13 protein-coding genes are annotated in these 14,419 nt (G+C 74.5%); 8 read left to right on the forward strand and 5 right to left on the reverse strand.

What is annotated here, in order from left to right:
* The first annotated feature begins 59 nt into the window (after positions 1-59).
* From AB0K34_RS18605 to AB0K34_RS18620, 4 genes are all read left to right on the forward strand, one after another.
* Positions 60-974: an ACP S-malonyltransferase gene (locus AB0K34_RS18605; RefSeq protein ID WP_364550001.1), complete on the forward strand. Its 915-nt coding sequence runs from the start codon at positions 60-62 to the stop codon at positions 972-974.
* Positions 971-1,939 carry a beta-ketoacyl-ACP synthase III gene (locus AB0K34_RS18610; RefSeq protein ID WP_301177022.1) on the forward strand — a complete coding sequence of 323 codons (969 nt, stop codon included), beginning with the start codon at positions 971-973 and terminating at the stop codon, positions 1,937-1,939. Before AB0K34_RS18605 ends, AB0K34_RS18610 begins: the two co-directional genes overlap by 4 nt.
* A gap of 56 nt (positions 1,940-1,995) precedes the next feature.
* Positions 1,996-2,247, forward strand: coding sequence for an acyl carrier protein (locus tag AB0K34_RS18615; RefSeq protein ID WP_138637210.1), 252 nt, complete (start codon positions 1,996-1,998; stop codon positions 2,245-2,247).
* A gap of 84 nt (positions 2,248-2,331) precedes the next feature.
* Positions 2,332-3,639: a beta-ketoacyl-[acyl-carrier-protein] synthase family protein gene (locus AB0K34_RS18620; protein ID WP_138637212.1), complete on the forward strand. Its 1,308-nt coding sequence runs from the start codon at positions 2,332-2,334 to the stop codon at positions 3,637-3,639.
* 204 nt (positions 3,640-3,843) lie between these two features.
* Here the strand turns inward: AB0K34_RS18620 and AB0K34_RS18625 are convergent, their stop codons facing one another.
* Positions 3,844-4,338, reverse strand: coding sequence for a DUF3145 domain-containing protein (locus AB0K34_RS18625; RefSeq protein WP_138637214.1), 495 nt, complete (start codon positions 4,336-4,338; stop codon positions 3,844-3,846).
* Positions 4,339-4,680: 342 nt separating this feature from the next.
* Between AB0K34_RS18625 and AB0K34_RS18630 the strand changes: the two genes are divergently transcribed.
* Genes AB0K34_RS18630 through AB0K34_RS18645 form a run of 4 tightly spaced genes read left to right on the forward strand, consistent with a single transcriptional unit; the run spans position 4,681 to position 8,612 of the window.
* Positions 4,681-5,145: a hypothetical protein gene (locus tag AB0K34_RS18630; protein WP_364549915.1), complete on the forward strand. Its 465-nt coding sequence runs from the start codon at positions 4,681-4,683 to the stop codon at positions 5,143-5,145.
* The gene (locus AB0K34_RS18635) at positions 5,135-5,659 is read left to right on the forward strand and encodes a sigma-70 family RNA polymerase sigma factor (RefSeq protein ID WP_138637218.1); all 525 of its coding nucleotides are present in this window, start codon (positions 5,135-5,137) and stop codon (positions 5,657-5,659) included. Before AB0K34_RS18630 ends, AB0K34_RS18635 begins: the two co-directional genes overlap by 11 nt.
* Positions 5,656-6,105, forward strand: a complete 450-nt coding sequence (locus AB0K34_RS18640; protein ID WP_138637220.1) for a hypothetical protein — start codon at positions 5,656-5,658, stop codon at positions 6,103-6,105. Before AB0K34_RS18635 ends, AB0K34_RS18640 begins: the two co-directional genes overlap by 4 nt.
* A complete protein-coding gene (locus AB0K34_RS18645) occupies positions 6,102-8,612 on the forward strand; it encodes a CHAT domain-containing tetratricopeptide repeat protein (protein ID WP_364549917.1) in 2,511 nt (836 codons plus the stop codon). Before AB0K34_RS18640 ends, AB0K34_RS18645 begins: the two co-directional genes overlap by 4 nt.
* Positions 8,613-8,631: 19 nt before the next feature.
* Here AB0K34_RS18645 and AB0K34_RS18650 read toward each other — a convergent pair whose 3' ends face one another.
* The 4 genes from AB0K34_RS18650 to AB0K34_RS18665 all read right to left on the reverse strand — a co-directional run bounded on the left by AB0K34_RS18650 (position 8,632) and on the right by AB0K34_RS18665 (position 14,271).
* Positions 8,632-9,462, reverse strand: coding sequence for a sulfurtransferase (locus AB0K34_RS18650; RefSeq protein WP_301177026.1), 831 nt, complete (start codon positions 9,460-9,462; stop codon positions 8,632-8,634).
* A gap of 71 nt (positions 9,463-9,533) precedes the next feature.
* Positions 9,534-10,646 (reverse strand): nucleotide pyrophosphatase/phosphodiesterase family protein, encoded by a 1,113-nt coding sequence (locus AB0K34_RS18655; protein ID WP_364549919.1) that lies wholly within the window; start codon positions 10,644-10,646, stop codon positions 9,534-9,536.
* A gap of 189 nt (positions 10,647-10,835) precedes the next feature.
* Positions 10,836-11,417: a DUF5998 family protein gene (locus tag AB0K34_RS18660; RefSeq protein WP_301177027.1), complete on the reverse strand. Its 582-nt coding sequence runs from the start codon at positions 11,415-11,417 to the stop codon at positions 10,836-10,838.
* Between the two features lie 415 nt (positions 11,418-11,832).
* On the reverse strand, positions 11,833-14,271 hold the full coding sequence (locus tag AB0K34_RS18665) for a GNAT family N-acetyltransferase (RefSeq protein ID WP_364549921.1): 2,439 nt from the start codon (positions 14,269-14,271) through the stop codon (positions 11,833-11,835).
* Between the last annotated feature and the right edge of the window lie 148 nt (positions 14,272-14,419).

The following is a 14,419-nucleotide window of genomic DNA, read 5'->3' on the forward strand; positions in this document are numbered from 1 at the left end:
ACCAAAGTTCGTGCTGATCGGTATCGAGGTCAGCGGACATTGACGGAATGCTGGACGCTGTGATTCTCCTCGCATCGCCCGGCCAGGGCGCCCAGACCCCCGGCTTCCTGCAGCCATGGCTAGAGATACCCGGAGTCGCCGACCGTCTCGCCTGGTGGTCGGCCGTCACGGGGCTCGACCTGGTCAGGTACGGGACGGAGGCGGACGCCGAGGAGATCCGCGACACCGCCGTCGCGCAGCCGCTGCTGGTCGCCGCCGCGCTCGCCGCCTACGAGGTGCTCTACGAGGACGCCGTCCCCGGCGCCGTCGCCGGGCACAGCGTCGGCGAGCTCGCCGCCGCCGCGATCGCCGGGGTGCTGACGCCGGAGACCGCGCTGGTCCTCGTCCGGGAGCGGGGCCGGGCGATGGCCGAGGCCGCCGCCGTCACCGAGACCGGGATGACCGCGGTGCTCGGCGGCGACACCGACGAGGTGCTCGCCTCCATCGACAAGCACGGGCTCACCCCCGCGAACGTCAACGGCGCCGGCCAGATCGTCGCCGCCGGGACGATGGAGCGGCTCGCGAAGTTCGCCGACGAGCCGCCCGCCAAGGCGCGGCTCCGGCCGCTGTCGGTCGCGGGCGCGTTCCACACCGAGCACATGGAGCCCGCCGTCGACACGCTCCGCCGGCTCACCGCCGGCGTCCGCGCCGCCGACCCGCGCACCACGCTGCTGCAGAACCGCGACGGCGCCGCCGTCAGCGGCGGCGGCGACTTCGTGGCCCGGCTCGTCGAGCAGGTCAGCGCGCCCGTCCGCTGGGACGCGTGCATGGAGACGATGCGAGAGATCGGCGTCACCGGCATCATCGAGCTGCCGCCCGCCGGGACCCTCACGGGCCTCGCCCGGCGCGAGCTGAAGGGAGTCCCGCTGGTCGCCCTCAAGACACCCGACGACCTCGACAAGGCCCGCGAGCTGATCAAGGCGGACGCGTCATGACCGCCGGGCTCACGATCCCCGCGCCGACCGCCGGCGCCCGTGTCCTCGCCTTCGGCGACTACCGGCCGGCCCGCATCGTCACCAACGACGAGCTGGCCGAGACCGTCGACACCAGCGACGAGTGGATCCGCAGCCGCGTCGGCATCACCGAGCGGCGCATCGCCGGCGACGACGAGGGCATCGTCGAGCTCGCCGTGCACGCGGGCGGCAAGGCCCTCGCGGGCAGCGGCCTCGACCCGTCCGACATCGACCTCGTGATCCTCGCGACCTGCTCGGCGGAGTCGCCGATGCCGAGCCACGCCGCGCTCGTCGCGCACCGCCTCGGCATCGACGCGCCCGGCGCGTTCGACCTCAACGCCGCCTGCGCCGGGTTCTGCTACGCCCTCGCCACCGCCAGCGCCGCCGTCCAGGCGGGCAGCGCCCGCAACGTGCTGGTCATCGGCTCCGAGAAGATGTCCCAGTGGATCGACTGGACCGACCGCTCCACCTGCATCATCTTCGCGGACGGCGCGGGCGCGGCGGTCGTCGGCGGCAGCGACTCGCCCGGCATCGGCCCAGTGGTGTGGGGCAGCGCCGGCGACAAGTACGACAAGATCATCATCGATGACCGGCACTCGTTCATCCGGCAGGAGGGCCAGGCGGTGTTCCGCTGGGCCACCACCGCCATCGCCCCCATCGCGCTCCAGGCCTGCGAGCGCGCCGGGGTCAAGCCGGAGGACCTCGCCGCCATCGTCCCGCACCAGGCCAACCTGCGCATCATCGAGGCCATCGCCCGCAAGGTGAAGGCGGCCAACGCCGTCGTGGCCGACGACATCGTCCACTCCGGCAACACCTCGGGCGCCTCCATCCCGCTGGCGCTCTCCCGCATGATCGAACGCGGCGACGTGCCGTCCGGCGCCCCGGCCCTGCTGGTCGGCTTCGGGGCCGGACTGTCCTACGCTGCCCAAGTCATCCAGATCCCGTAGGCCGTCACGCCTGCCCGCCGGGCCTGGACCAACCCACCGAAGGAGAACGCAGAACCATGGCAGTCGCCACCGAAGAGCAGATCCTGACCGGCCTCGCCGAGATCATCGACGACATCGTCGGCATCGACAAGGCCGAGGTGACCCCCGAGAAGAACTTCATCGACGACCTCGACATCGACTCGCTGTCGATGGTGGAGATCGCCGTGGCCGCGCAGGACCAGTTCGGCGTCGAGATCCCGGACGACGAGCTGCGCAACCTGAAGACGGTCAAGGACGTCGTCAACTTCGTCCAGAACCTGCAGAGCTAGCACCTCGGGACGGCGCGCCGCCGGCCCGGCCGGAAGGCGGCGCGCCCGCCCTTCTCCCCTCCCAGTCCGCAAGGAGCACCCAGTATGAGCAAGAGCCAGACCAGAGTCGTGGTGACCGGTCTCGGTGCAACGACCCCACTCGGCGGAGACCTGCCGTCGACCTGGTCCGCCCTGCTCGCCGGAGAATCCGGGGTCCGGAGACTGGACTGGGAGGGCGTCGATCAGCTGCCGGTCCAGTTCGCGGCGACGCTGAAGGTCCAGCCGGACGAGGTCCTGCCGAAGCAGGCGATGCGCCGCCTCGACCGCAACCAGGCGATCGCGCTGATCTCCGCGCGCGAGGCGTGGGCCGACGCCGGGTTCGCGCCGTCGACCGGCGGCAAGCCGCAGAAGGGCATGGAGAAGGCCGGCGTGGACGGCGGCTACACCGTCGACGGCGAGCGCCTCGGCGTCGTGTTCTCCAGCGGCATCGGCGGCCTGCACACCGCCCTCAACAGCTATGACGTCTACCGCGAGAAGGGCTGGTCGCGGGTCTCGCCCTTCACCGTCCCGATGCTGATGCCGAACGGCGCCTCCGGGCACGTCGGCATCGAGTTCGGCGCGATGGCCGGCTCGCACGCCCTGGTCAGCGCCTGCGCGTCCAGCGGCGAGGCCGTCGGCTACGCCATCGACATGATCCGCGCGGGCCGCGCCGACGTGGTGATCTGCGGCGGCACCGAGTCGTGCATACACCCGCTGCAGATGGCCTCGTTCGGGGCCATGCGCGCGATGTCGACCCGCAACGAGGCGCCGGAGCGCGCGTCCCGCCCCTACGACAAGAACCGCGACGGGTTCGTCCTCGGCGAGGGCGCCGCGGTGCTGATCCTGGAGTCGGAGGAGCACGCCCGCGCCCGCGGCGCCCGCGTCCTCGGCATCGCCGCCGGCTGCGGCTACTCCGGCGACGCCTACGACATCGTCCTGCCCGACCCGAGCGGCGCCGGGCAGGCGAAGGCCATGCAGCGCGCGCTGAAGGACGCGGGGCTGGAGCCCGCCGACATCGTGCACATCAACGCGCACGCCACCTCCACCCCCGCCGGCGACGTGGCCGAGCTCGCCTCCATCAAGGCGGGCCTCGGCGAGGACGCCGCCCGCCAGGTGGCCGTCACCGCCACCAAGTCGATGACCGGGCACCTGCTCGGCGGCGCCGGCGCCCTGGAGTCGGTGTTCACCGTCCTCGCGCTGAAGGAGGGGCTCATCCCCTTCGTCGCGAACCTGGAGGAGCTCGACGACGAGGCCGACCTGGACATCGTCCGGGACGAGCCGCGCAAGATCTCCGACGGCCCGGCGGCGGCGCTGAACAACTCGTTCGGCTTCGGCGGCCACAACGTGTCGGTCGCCTTCCAGCGCGCCCTCTGACACCCGCGCACGGGAACGGCCCGGCGAGCCTCGCGGCTCACCGGGCCGTTCCCGTCCCAAGCCCTCGGCCGGCACGCCCGCCCACCCGCCGGTAGCGGTGGCCATCAGCGCGGTGGTCGTTCACCGGCGTGGGGGCGTGCGCGTCGCGGGGCGGGCACGCCCCGGCCGGCCACGCGCCGGGCGCGGCGCGCGGACCGGCGGGGCTCAGACGGCGGCGTGCAGCCAGCGGACGGGGGCGCCGTCGCCGGCCCGGCGGAAGGGCTCCAGCTCGTTGTCCCACGGCGTGCCGAGGAGGCGGTCGAGCTCGTGCTCCAGCGTGGTCTTGCCGACCGCCGCGTTGGCCATCACGGCGCGGAGCCGGTCCTCGGGGACGAGGATGTCGCCGTTGGCCCCGATGACGCCGGAGAAGACCCCGAGGGACGGCGTGAAGCTGAACCGCACGCCGTCGGTGCCGGGCGTGGGGTCCTCGGTGGCCTCGAACCGCACGAGCTTCCAATTGCGCAGCGCCGAGGTGATGCCCGCGGCGGTACCGGGCCTGCCCTCCCAATGCAGCTCCGCGCGCAGCGTTCCCGGCGCGGCCGCCTGATCTGCCCACTCAAGGGAAACGGGCACACCGAGAACACCTGCGGCGGCCCACTCGATGTGCGGGCTCAGCGCAGGCGGCGCGGAGTGGACGTAAAAGACGCCACGTGCGGTCACCGGACCTCCTGGATCTGTACCGAGGCTCGTCTTCCCCTACGGCCTCGTACGTCCCAAGTCGGCGTCCGCGTCCCTCATTGTGCATCATCGGCCCGTCTGGCACCACCGTGAGTTCCTTGTTTATCGAACGCTTGACCGCACGATGCGCGCCGTTCACCGGGTCCGCGCGACAAGGGTAGGCCCTCGGCGGGCGGTCCGCGACGAAAGCACGCAACCCGGTGGGGCCGTCGCCGACCACCGCGACGCCCTTCACCGCCAGGCACTTTCCGTTCGTTTCCGGTGACGGTGCGTCGATGATCCGGCACCATGACCGCGGGGCCGCGAGGGCGAAAGCGAGGACGGATGTTCGACCAGCAGGCGCGGATCGAGCGGGTGCTCGTCCGGCATCCCGGCGCGGTGGTGGTGGAGCCGCTGCCAGGCCGTCCGGCCCTGATCCGCCGGGACGAGATCCTCGTCGCCGGGCGGGACGCCGGCGCGGCCGAGAACGTCCTCCGGCGCTGGTCCGACGCACGGCACGACGAGTACGGCGTCTCCCGGCTGCGGCTGCGCGCCCCCGCGAAGGTGGACGTGTGCGAGGTCGCGGCCATGCTCGCGGCGGGCGTGCCCGGCAGGGGCGCGCGGTCCCGGGGGCGGAGGGCGTCGGCGCGGTCGCGGCGGCCGACCGCGTGCTCGATCCGGCGGCGCATCCGGTCCGCGCGGGCCTGGGCGTCGTCATCGGGTCGCAAAATGATACTGACAGTCAGCGTTCGATGGCATAGGGTCAGCAATAAGCGGGGGGCCTCGGAAGGAGACTTCGGTGGCCCATAAGGACGGAACGGACGAGCTGGTGGTCCGGGCGCGCGGCGGCGACGGTGACGCGTGGGCCCGGCTGGTCGAGCGGCACAGCGCGCTGCTGTGGTCGATCGCCCGCTCGCACGGATTGAACGACGCCGACGCGGGCGACGTGGTGCAGACGACGTGGCTGCGGCTGGTGGAGCGGATCGACGGGTTGCGGGACCCGGCGGCCACCGGCTGCTGGCTGGCCACCACGGCGCGGAACGAGAGCCTGCGGCTGGTGCGGCGCAGGAGCCGCGACGTGCCGCTGGTGCCGGCGCCCCGGCGGCCGGAGCCGGGCCCCGAGCGGGTCGTCGCCGACCGCGACCGGCTCGGCCGGGTCGGCGCCGCGCTCGACACGCTGCCGCGCCGCTGCCGGACGCTGCTGCGGCTGTTCGCGCTGGCGCCGAGCCACGCCGAGCTGGCCGCCGCGCTCGGCATCCCGGTCGGCAGCGTGGCGCCGACGCGGGCGCGCTGCCTGGAGGCGCTGCGGAGGCTCGTCCCGTGAACGACGACGAGCTGATGTCCGGGGTCCGGGACGCCTTCGAGGTCCTGGACCCCGTGCCCGCGGACGTGCTGGCGGCGGCGCGCGCGTCGATCGCGTGGCGGCTCCCGGCCGCGGCGCTGGCGGAGCTGGCGCACGACCGCAGCGGCCGGACGGCGGCCGGGGTGCGCGGCGGGGCGTGCCGGACGCTGACGTTCAGCTGCCCCGGCCGGGAGGTGGAGATCGAGGTGGCCGAGCAGGGCCGGGAGCGGGAGATCAGCGGGCGGCTCGTCCCGTCCGCGGCGGCGCTGGTCGAGGTCCGGCACCGCGACCTGCCGCCGGGCGGGATCAGCGCGCGGACCGAGCCGGCCGGGCTGTTCTGCGTCCCGCGCGTCCCGGAGGGGCTGGTCAGCCTCGTGTTCCGGCTGGAGGACGGCTCCTCGATCGTGACGAGCTGGATCCATCTGTGACCGGGCGGGACGAGAGCGCGCTGCTGGCGTTGGCGGGGACGGACCCGGCGACCGCGTGGGCGCGGGCGCGGGAGCTGCTGGACGACGACGGCGGCGATGTCCTCGCGCTGCGGGTGGCGGGGCTGGCGGCCAAGGAGCTGGGGCGGCTGGACGAGGGCATCGCCCACCTGGACCGCGCCCTGCGCCTCGCCGAGGGCTACACGGCCGCACAGGTGCGGATGAACCTCGTCGGCCTGCTCACGGCGCGCGGCGACGTCAACGAGGCCCTCGCCCGCGCGGACGAGGCGCAACCCGTTCTGCACGGCCGTGACGCTGACAGGCTCGCCGCGAACAGGGCATGCGCCCTGGCTCGGGCCGGACGGCTGGACGAGGCCCATGCGGTGGCCGAGGCCGCCCTGCCCCGGTTACGCGAAGGCAATGACGCGGCCGCGTTGAACGGCCTCCTCACCAATCTGGGTCTGGCGTGCGCCTTTCGCGGTGACTACGACGGTGCTGAACAGGCTCTGGCAGAGGCCGTCGCCGTGGGTGAGGCCGCTGGGCTGTGCCATCAGACGGCGATGTCGAAGGGCAACCTGGCCTTCGCGGTATCGCGGCGTGGAGACGCCCCGCGCGCGCTTCGCCTCTTCGCAGAGGCCGAACCGGGCCTGACCGGTGAACGTCTGGCGCAGTGCCGGTTCGACCAGGCGGAGACCCTCATCATGGCGGGCCTGGCGGATGAGGCGCGTCCCGTCCTGACCGCCGCCTTGGAGGCGGCCATGGCGAACGGGTACGGGTGCGATGTCGCGGACGGTTTTCTGCTCCTCGCCCACGCCGAATTGGCCGGCGGCAACCCGGAGGACGCCACCGCCGCAGCCGAGCACGCCCGCACCATGTTCGCCGAGCAGGAGCGCACAGGATGGATGCTCCTGGCCGAGCACGCCTTGCTCAGGGCCAGATGGGCGTGCGGTGAACGTTCCCCGGTCCTGCTCCGTTCGGCGGCGGCGACGGCCGAGCGGCTGGAGGGCGGCGGCTGGTCCGACGCCGCGGACGAGGCCCGCATCGTGGCGGCGCGTGTCGCGCTGGAGCTGGGCAGGCCCGCCGGGCACCTGCTGTCCTCCGTCGGGCGTTCGCGGGGGCGTGCGTCCACCCAGATCGCCGCCTGGCACGCCCTCGCCCTCGAACGTGCCGCGCGGCACGACCGAGAGGGCGCCGTGGCCGCCGTCAACGCGGGGCTGCGGGTGACCGAGGAGCACGCGGAGGTGCTCGGCGCGCTCGACCTGCGCGCCCGCGCGGCCGGGTTCGCCGCCGAGCTGGCCGAGCTGGGCCTCGCCCTGGCCCGTTCGGCGGCGGAACTGCTCGCCGTGGAGGAGCGGCGCCGGGCGATCGCGCGCCCGGTGCGGGTCCGTCCGCCCGCCGACCCCGAGCGCGCCGCCGCGCTGGCCGCGCTCCGCGCGCTGAGCAGCGGCCACACGGCCGACACCGCGCGCGGCGGCGGGCCGTCCGCGCTCGCGCCGGACCTGGGGGTGCTGGAGGCGCGGATCCGGTCGCGGACGCGGTGCCGCCCGTCCGGGGCCGCGCCGCCCCGCACCGCCGAGCCCGCCGAGATCGCCGCGGCGCTGGGCGACCGGGTCCTCGTCGAGCTGGTCGCGACCGGCGGCGAGCTGCACGCCGTCACCGTCGCGGACGGGCTGCCGCGCCGCCACCCCCTCGGGCCGTGCGAGGGCGTCGACCGCGAGACCGGCCTCCTCCGGTTCGCCGCGCGCCGCCTCGCCGAACGGGACGACCCGCAGGCCCTCGCGACCCTCACCGGCGGGGCGGAGCGCCTCGACCGGCTCCTGCTCGACCCGCTGGGCCCCGTCATCGGCGACCGCGACCTCGTCATCGCCCCGACCGGCGCCCTGCACGGCCTGCCGTGGGCGGCGCTGCCGTCACTGGCCGGGCGGCCCTTCACGGTCGTCCCGTCCGCGAGCGCTTGGCTCCAGGCCCATGCGGCGGCTCCTCCCGACGGGCACGCCGTCCTGATCGCGGGTCCCGATCTGCGCCACGCCGAACGGGAGGTCGCCGCGCTCCAGCGGCTCCACCCTCAGGCGCGCGTCCTGACGGGTGTGCAAGCGCGCGCGGAGGCCGTCCGGGACGCCCTGGACGGCGCGTCCCTCGCCCACATCGCCGCGCACGGCGAGTTCCGCGAGAGCAATGCCCTGTTCTCGCGGCTGCGGCTCGCCGACGGCCCGCTGATGGTGCACGACCTCGACGACCTCGCTGACGCGCCGCACCTGGTCGTGCTGTCGGCCTGCGACATCGGCCGCGCCGGCGAGGGCGACGCCGTCCTCGGCATGGCCGGCGCGCTCCTCGCCCTCGGTACCGCCACGGTGATCGCCAGCGTCACCCCCGTCCGCGACGAGGCGACCCCGGAGTTCATGGCGGCCTTCCACGCGGCCGTGGCGTCCGGCCGCCGCCCCGCCGAGGCCCTCGCCGCGCTCCCCCGCACCCCGGCCACCACCGGTTTCCTGGCGATGGGCGCGGGGTGAGAGGGTGGTAAGAGCCGGGTCAGGCGTCGCCGGTCGCGACGGGATTGGACGGGTCGCTCACCCAGTCCGACCAGGAGCCGACGTAGAGGGCCGCGGGGATGCCGGCGAGGTTGAGGGCGAGGATCTCGTGGGCGGCGGTCACCCCGGAACCGCAGTAGGCGCCGACGTCGAGGGCGTCGGTGGCGCCGAGTTGGGCGAAGCGCTCGCGCAGCAGCCCGGGCGGCAGGAAACGGCCGTCCACGCCGACGTTTCCGGACGTCGGAGCGTTCCGGGCCCCCGGAATGTGACCCGCGACCGGGTCGATCGGCTCCTGCTCGCCGCGGTAGCGCTCGGCGGCGCGCGCGTCGAGCAGGACCCCCGCCTTCGCCAGCTCGGCGGCGCCCTCCGCGTCCAGCACGGGCAGCCGCCCCGGGTTCGCGATGAAGTCGCCCGGCTTCACCTCGGGTTCGGCCGTGCTCAGCCGGTGGCCCGCCTCCGTCCAAGCGCGGTAGCCGCCGTCCAGGACGCGCACCCGGTCGTGCCCGAAGTAGCGCAGCGACCACCAGACGCGGGCGGCGGAGGTGGAGTCGGCGTCGTCGTACACCACGACCAGGCTGTCGTGCGACACGCCCGCGCGGCGCATGGCCGCCTCGAAGACGGCGGGCTCGGGAAGGGGGTGCCGGCCGCCGTTCCCCGGCGGGCCCGCCACGTCGCGGTCGAGGTCGACGAACACGGCGCCCGGCAGGTGCCCCTTGCGGTAGGACTCGATCCCCGGCGGACCCGCCAGATGCCATCGGACGTCCAGCAGGACCACGGGCGCCTGCCGCCGGAGCAGCCGGTCCAGCGCGGGCACTTCGATGAGAGGGTGCACACGGCCAGTTTGCGCGTAAATGCCCTGATTAGGGAGGGGCGAATCCTGGTTCATCTCATATCCGCTGTGTGTCAGGGACGGGACGTGGCGAGCAGCGGCACGAGCTGCTCCGCCGGGACGAGGGAGCCGTGCATGCCGACCATCCGGTTCAGCCACGGCTCCCGCTCGGACGCGACGATCGCGAGATCGGTGCGCGGGACGGCGATCACGTCGCCGATGCGCTCGCGCATGCCGTCGCCGAGGGGGCCGAACCAGCCGTCCGCCACGGCCTGCTCGCGCGGCACGACCCAGGCGCGGTCGCCGAGCAGGGCCGTCCAGGCGGCGAGTACGTCGTCGTGGGCGCCGGGCTCGCTGTAGACGTACCGGGCGCGGGCGTCCCCGCCGAGGAGCGCGACGCCGTCCTGCAACTCGGGGACGGTGTCGACGTCCACCCGCTCGGACGGGTCGACCATGCCGTGGTCGGCCGTCACGTACAGGGCCGCACCCGGCGGCAGGACCGCCGCGATCCGCTGGGCGAGCACGTCCACGAACCGCAGCTGGTGCCGCCAGTCGGCGGACCCGACGCCGAAGCGGTGGCCGGTCCCGTCCAGGTCGGCGTGGTAGGCGGTGACGTAGGCGCGGTCACCGCGGCGCAGCGCCGCCTCGGCGCGCCCGACGAGCTGCCCGAGGCCCTCGGCGGACAGGTACTCGGCGCCGCGGGCGGTCGCCCGGCTCAACCCCGACCGCTTGTGCTGGCGCAGCGAGATGTAGCCGACCTCGACGCCGTCCGCCCCCGCCCGCTCATAGGCGGTCGGGACGGGCTGGAACGCCGCCGGATCCGGGTCGTCGTCCTTCCAGTGCAGGCAGTTCAGCAGCCGGCCGGTGCCGGGCACCGCCACCTGCAGGCCCAGCAGCCCGTGCCCGCCGGGCGGCGCCCCCGTCGCCAGCGACGCCAGGCTGGTGACGGTCGTCGCCGGGAACCCGGCCGTGATCGGGCCGCCGTCCATCGCGTTCAGGAAGGGGGCCTCGTCCGGATGCTCCCTGAGCTGCTCCCAGCCGAGCCCGTCCACGAGCAGAACGCACGCGCGCGGCAACTCGGGCAGCCCCAGCACGTTCACCGCACCCGGAACGCCGAGCGCCGCCAGCACCGACCCGGGAAGATCAGAAAGCGCCCCGGCCCCATACCGAGGTACAGGAACCTCCATCACCGAGCGACCCTCCCCGTGGGGGGCGACCCCCCACACCCCCCGCAAAAGCAGACCGCCCGGCTCCCTACGTTCCGCTGGTATTTCACTCCGGTCACCGGGCAATCCTCCCCGTGGGGGGCGACCCCCCACACCCCCCGCAAAAGCAGACCGCCCGGCTCCCTACGTTCCGCTGGCGCTCCACTCCGGTCACCGGGCGGTCGCAGCCGAGAGTTCCTCGGCGAAGGCCAGGACCTGGGTGACGGCGTCCGCGCCGTCGGCCGCCTCGCTGACCCGCAGGGACAGGTCGTCGGCGGTGACGCTGCCGGTGTAGCCGTGGTCGGCCTCGCAGTTCTCGTCGCCGCAGGTGGCGGGTTCGAGGTCGATGTGGGCGATCGCGCCCCAGCCGATGGTCAGCACGACCTCGGTGGGCGGCACGCCCGGCACGTAGGACGCCGGGTCCGGGACGACCCGCGTCACCGCGACCGACTGGACGCGCTCCAGCTTGACGGCCTCGGTGGTGGTGGACGCGTGCGGCTGGGCCATGCCCTCGCCGGGCGGATGCTCGTCGGTGTGGCACACCAGCAGCCGGGTCGCGGACAGCACGAGCACGGTCACATGCCGCCGCACCTCCATCGCCGGGTCGAAGGTCGCCTCGTGGTGCACGACGTAGGCGACGACGGGCTCGTCACCGACGGCCGACTCGACCGCGTCCGCGACCAGGGCCGGGTAGTAACCGCTGCGCTCGATCGCCGTGCGCAACCCGTTGGCGGTCGCTCGGGTTTCCCTCATGGCCCCATCCTGCCCTGTCCGTGGCGGACGCGCACATGACGGCCCGCCGCGCGGTCATTCGCGCCCCCGCGGGGTAGGTGGGGGGCATGGACGAGCATCCACTGCCGACCCCGCCGCCGGTGCCGCCGCCCACCCCGGACCCGGCCCCCACGCCGGAGCCCCCGGTGCCTCCCGAACCGCCGCCCGGCCCCTACCCGGGCCCGCCGCCGCGGCCGCCCGGGCCCGTTCCGCCCGGCCCGTCGCCCGAACCGGTCCCGCCGGGGCCGCCGCCGGAGCCCACGCCGCCCGGTCCTGCGCCGGAGCCGACGCCCCCGGCGCCGCCGCCGGAGCCGATCCCGCCGGGGCCCGAGCCAGACCCCGTCCCGCCGACTCCGGAGCCGCGTCCGCCCGGCCCACCGGGCTAGCGGGCCGCGCCTCAGAGGCGGCGGGGGCCCATTTCGGCGCGGGGGCCGAGGGGGCGTTCCAGCGTCAGCTTCACCGCGCGCACCGTGACGCCGTGGCCGTCCACCATGACGGGGTCCAGCTCCAGGCGCGCCACCTCGGGGAGGTCGTAGCCGAGGCGCGACGCGCGCAGCAGCAGCCGTTCGAGGGCCTTGACGTCCACGGGTTCGGCGCCCCGGTGGCCGAGCAGCAGCGGCGCCGTGCGGATCGCGCGGATCATCTCCGCGGCGTCCACGTCCGCGAGCGGGGACAGCCGGTAGGCGCGGTCGTCGAGCAGCTCGGCGGTCTCGTCGGCGATGCCGAACGAGATCAGCGCGCCGAACGAGCGGTCCTCCCGGACGACGATGCGGGTCGGCACGCCGTGACCGCCCTCGGCGACCTCGATGCCGTAGCAGGCGAGCAGCTCCGCCGCCTTCTTCGCCGGGACGTCCACCGGGCCGCCGTCGCCGAGCCATTCCGCGACGAGGACGCGGGCGCGGTCGCGGTCCACGTCCTCGAACACCGGCATGCGGCCAGCGGGGCGACGCCGCCACTGCGCGTACCTGATTACGTACGCGAGGGCGCGAACGGCGTCCTCAGGCGAGGTGTAGGACGGCACCGAGCCTTCGGCGGGCATCCCGTCCGGGCCGGGGACGCGCAGTTCGGCGGGCATGCCCTCGGTGCCCAGGTAGGTCGCGACGACGGGTTTGCCGGCGCCGGCGGCGAGCCGGAGCATCTTCTCCGGGACGCGCACGTCGTAGCCGCCGATCGTCGGCGGGGTGAACAGCGCCACGACCGCGTCCACCGTGTCGTCGTCGAGCGCGGCGGCGAGGGCGGCCTCGTAGTCGTCGGCGTCCGCGCCGGGGCCGAGGTCGATGCGCGGCCTGACCTGCAGGCCGTGCGCCACCGCCTCGTCCTGCGCGAGCAGCCCGAGCGAGTTGGAGTTGTCGATGATCGCGATGCGGTCCCCGGCGGGGAGCGGCTGGTAGGCCAGCACCTGCGCGACGTCGAACAGCTCGGCGAGGTCCTCGACCCGGATGACGCCGGCCTGCTCGAACAGCGCGCTGACCGCGTGGTCGGGCAGCGTGAGCGCGCGCGCCGCGTGCCCCAGCGGGACGCCCTGGGTGCTGCGGCCGCTCTTCACCGCGACGATCGGCTTGCGGCGGCCCAGTCGGCGCGCCAGCCGCGCGAACTTGCGGGGGTTGCCCAGCGACTCCAGGTACAGCAGGACGGCCTTGGTCGCCGGGTCCTCCTCCCAGTACTGCATGAGGTCGTTGCCGGAGACGTCCGCCCTGTTGCCCGCGGACACGAAGGTGGACAGGCCGAGGCCGCGTTCGGCCGTCCGCTGCAAGATGGCGATGCCGAGCGCACCGGACTGGGAGAAGAAGCCGACCGGCCCGCGTCCCGGCATGGTCGGCGCCAAGGTCGCGTTGAGCCGCACATCCGTGTCGGTGTTGGCGATGCCCAGGCAGTTGGGGCCCACGACGCGCATTCCATACGCGCGCGCGAGGCTGACGAGCTCCTTCTGGTTGGCGCGCCCCTCCTCGCCGACCTCACCGAAGCCGGACGAGACCACGACCAGGCCCCGCACGCCCTTGGCCGCGCACTGCTCCACGACCCCGTGGACGCTGTCGGCACGGACGGCGACGACCGCGAGATCCACATCGTCGGGGATGTCCAGGACGGACGCGTACGCGCGCACCCCCGCCACGGCGACCGCCGTCGGATGCACCGGGTACACCGGCCCGCTGAAGTCCCCGGCGAGCAGGTTGCGCAGGACGGTCTGCCCCACGCTGTGCTCCGCGCGGCTCGCCCCGATCACCGCCACCGACCCGGGGAACAGCAGCCGCTGGATCGAGCGCGACTCCGCCCGGTGCTCGCGGGCCGTCATGACCTCCAGGGAGGTGTCGGTCGGCTCCAGGTCGAGGACGAGCTCGATCACGCCCTCCTCGAACCGCTGCTCCGCCCGGTAGCCCGCCTCCCGGAACACCCGCGTCATCCGGCGGTTGTCGGGCAGCACGCTCGCCACGAACCGGCGCACGCCCCGCTCCCGCGCCGCCGCCGCGATGTGCTCCAGCAGCACCGCGCCGAGGCCGCGGCCCTGGTGCGCGTCCTCCACGAGGAACGCGACCTCCGCGGTCTCCGGCCGGTCGCCGAGCCGGTCATAGCGGACGACCGCCACCATCACCCCCGCGATCGTGGCGATCAGCGCGACACGCCGGTCGTGGTCCACGGTCGTGAAATGTTCGACGTCGCGGTCCGACAGGTGCGGGCGCGGCGAGAAGAACCGGTAGTAGATCGACTCCGGGGACAGCCGCTCGTGGAAGGAGCGCAGGAGGTCGGCGTCATCTGGCCGGATGGGACGCAGGTGGGCCGTCCCGCCGTCGCTGAGCACGACGTCGGCCTCCCACTGATCCGGGTAACGCTCGGTCACGTACCCGAGGGTAAGGCACGGACGCTCCTGGGGCCGCGCCGGGAAAAACGGTCTTCCCCGCGTTTCGCTGCGCGTTCGAGACCTAATCGGGGCTCCGGAGCTGTTACGGTCGAGCACACGTCCAGACTTGCCGCTCGCGCGGGCCGTG

This window comes from Actinomadura sp. NPDC049382 (assembly GCF_040677125.1).
In the GTDB taxonomy this organism is placed as follows: domain Bacteria; phylum Actinomycetota; class Actinomycetes; order Streptosporangiales; family Streptosporangiaceae; genus Spirillospora; species Spirillospora geliboluensis.

Coding starts and splice junctions, on each gene's coding strand:
- AB0K34_RS18610 (WP_301177022.1), top strand. CDS start 971: ATGACCGCCGGGCTCACGATCCCCGCGCCGACCGCCGGCGCCCGTGTC.
- AB0K34_RS18615 (WP_138637210.1), top strand. CDS start 1,996: ATGGCAGTCGCCACCGAAGAGCAGATCCTGACCGGCCTCGCCGAGATC.
- AB0K34_RS18620 (WP_138637212.1), top strand. CDS start 2,332: ATGAGCAAGAGCCAGACCAGAGTCGTGGTGACCGGTCTCGGTGCAACG.
- AB0K34_RS18630 (WP_364549915.1), top strand. CDS start 4,681: ATGTTCGACCAGCAGGCGCGGATCGAGCGGGTGCTCGTCCGGCATCCC.
- AB0K34_RS18655 (WP_364549919.1), bottom strand. CDS start 10,646: ATGGAGGTTCCTGTACCTCGGTATGGGGCCGGGGCGCTTTCTGATCTT.
- AB0K34_RS18660 (WP_301177027.1), bottom strand. CDS start 11,417: ATGAGGGAAACCCGAGCGACCGCCAACGGGTTGCGCACGGCGATCGAG.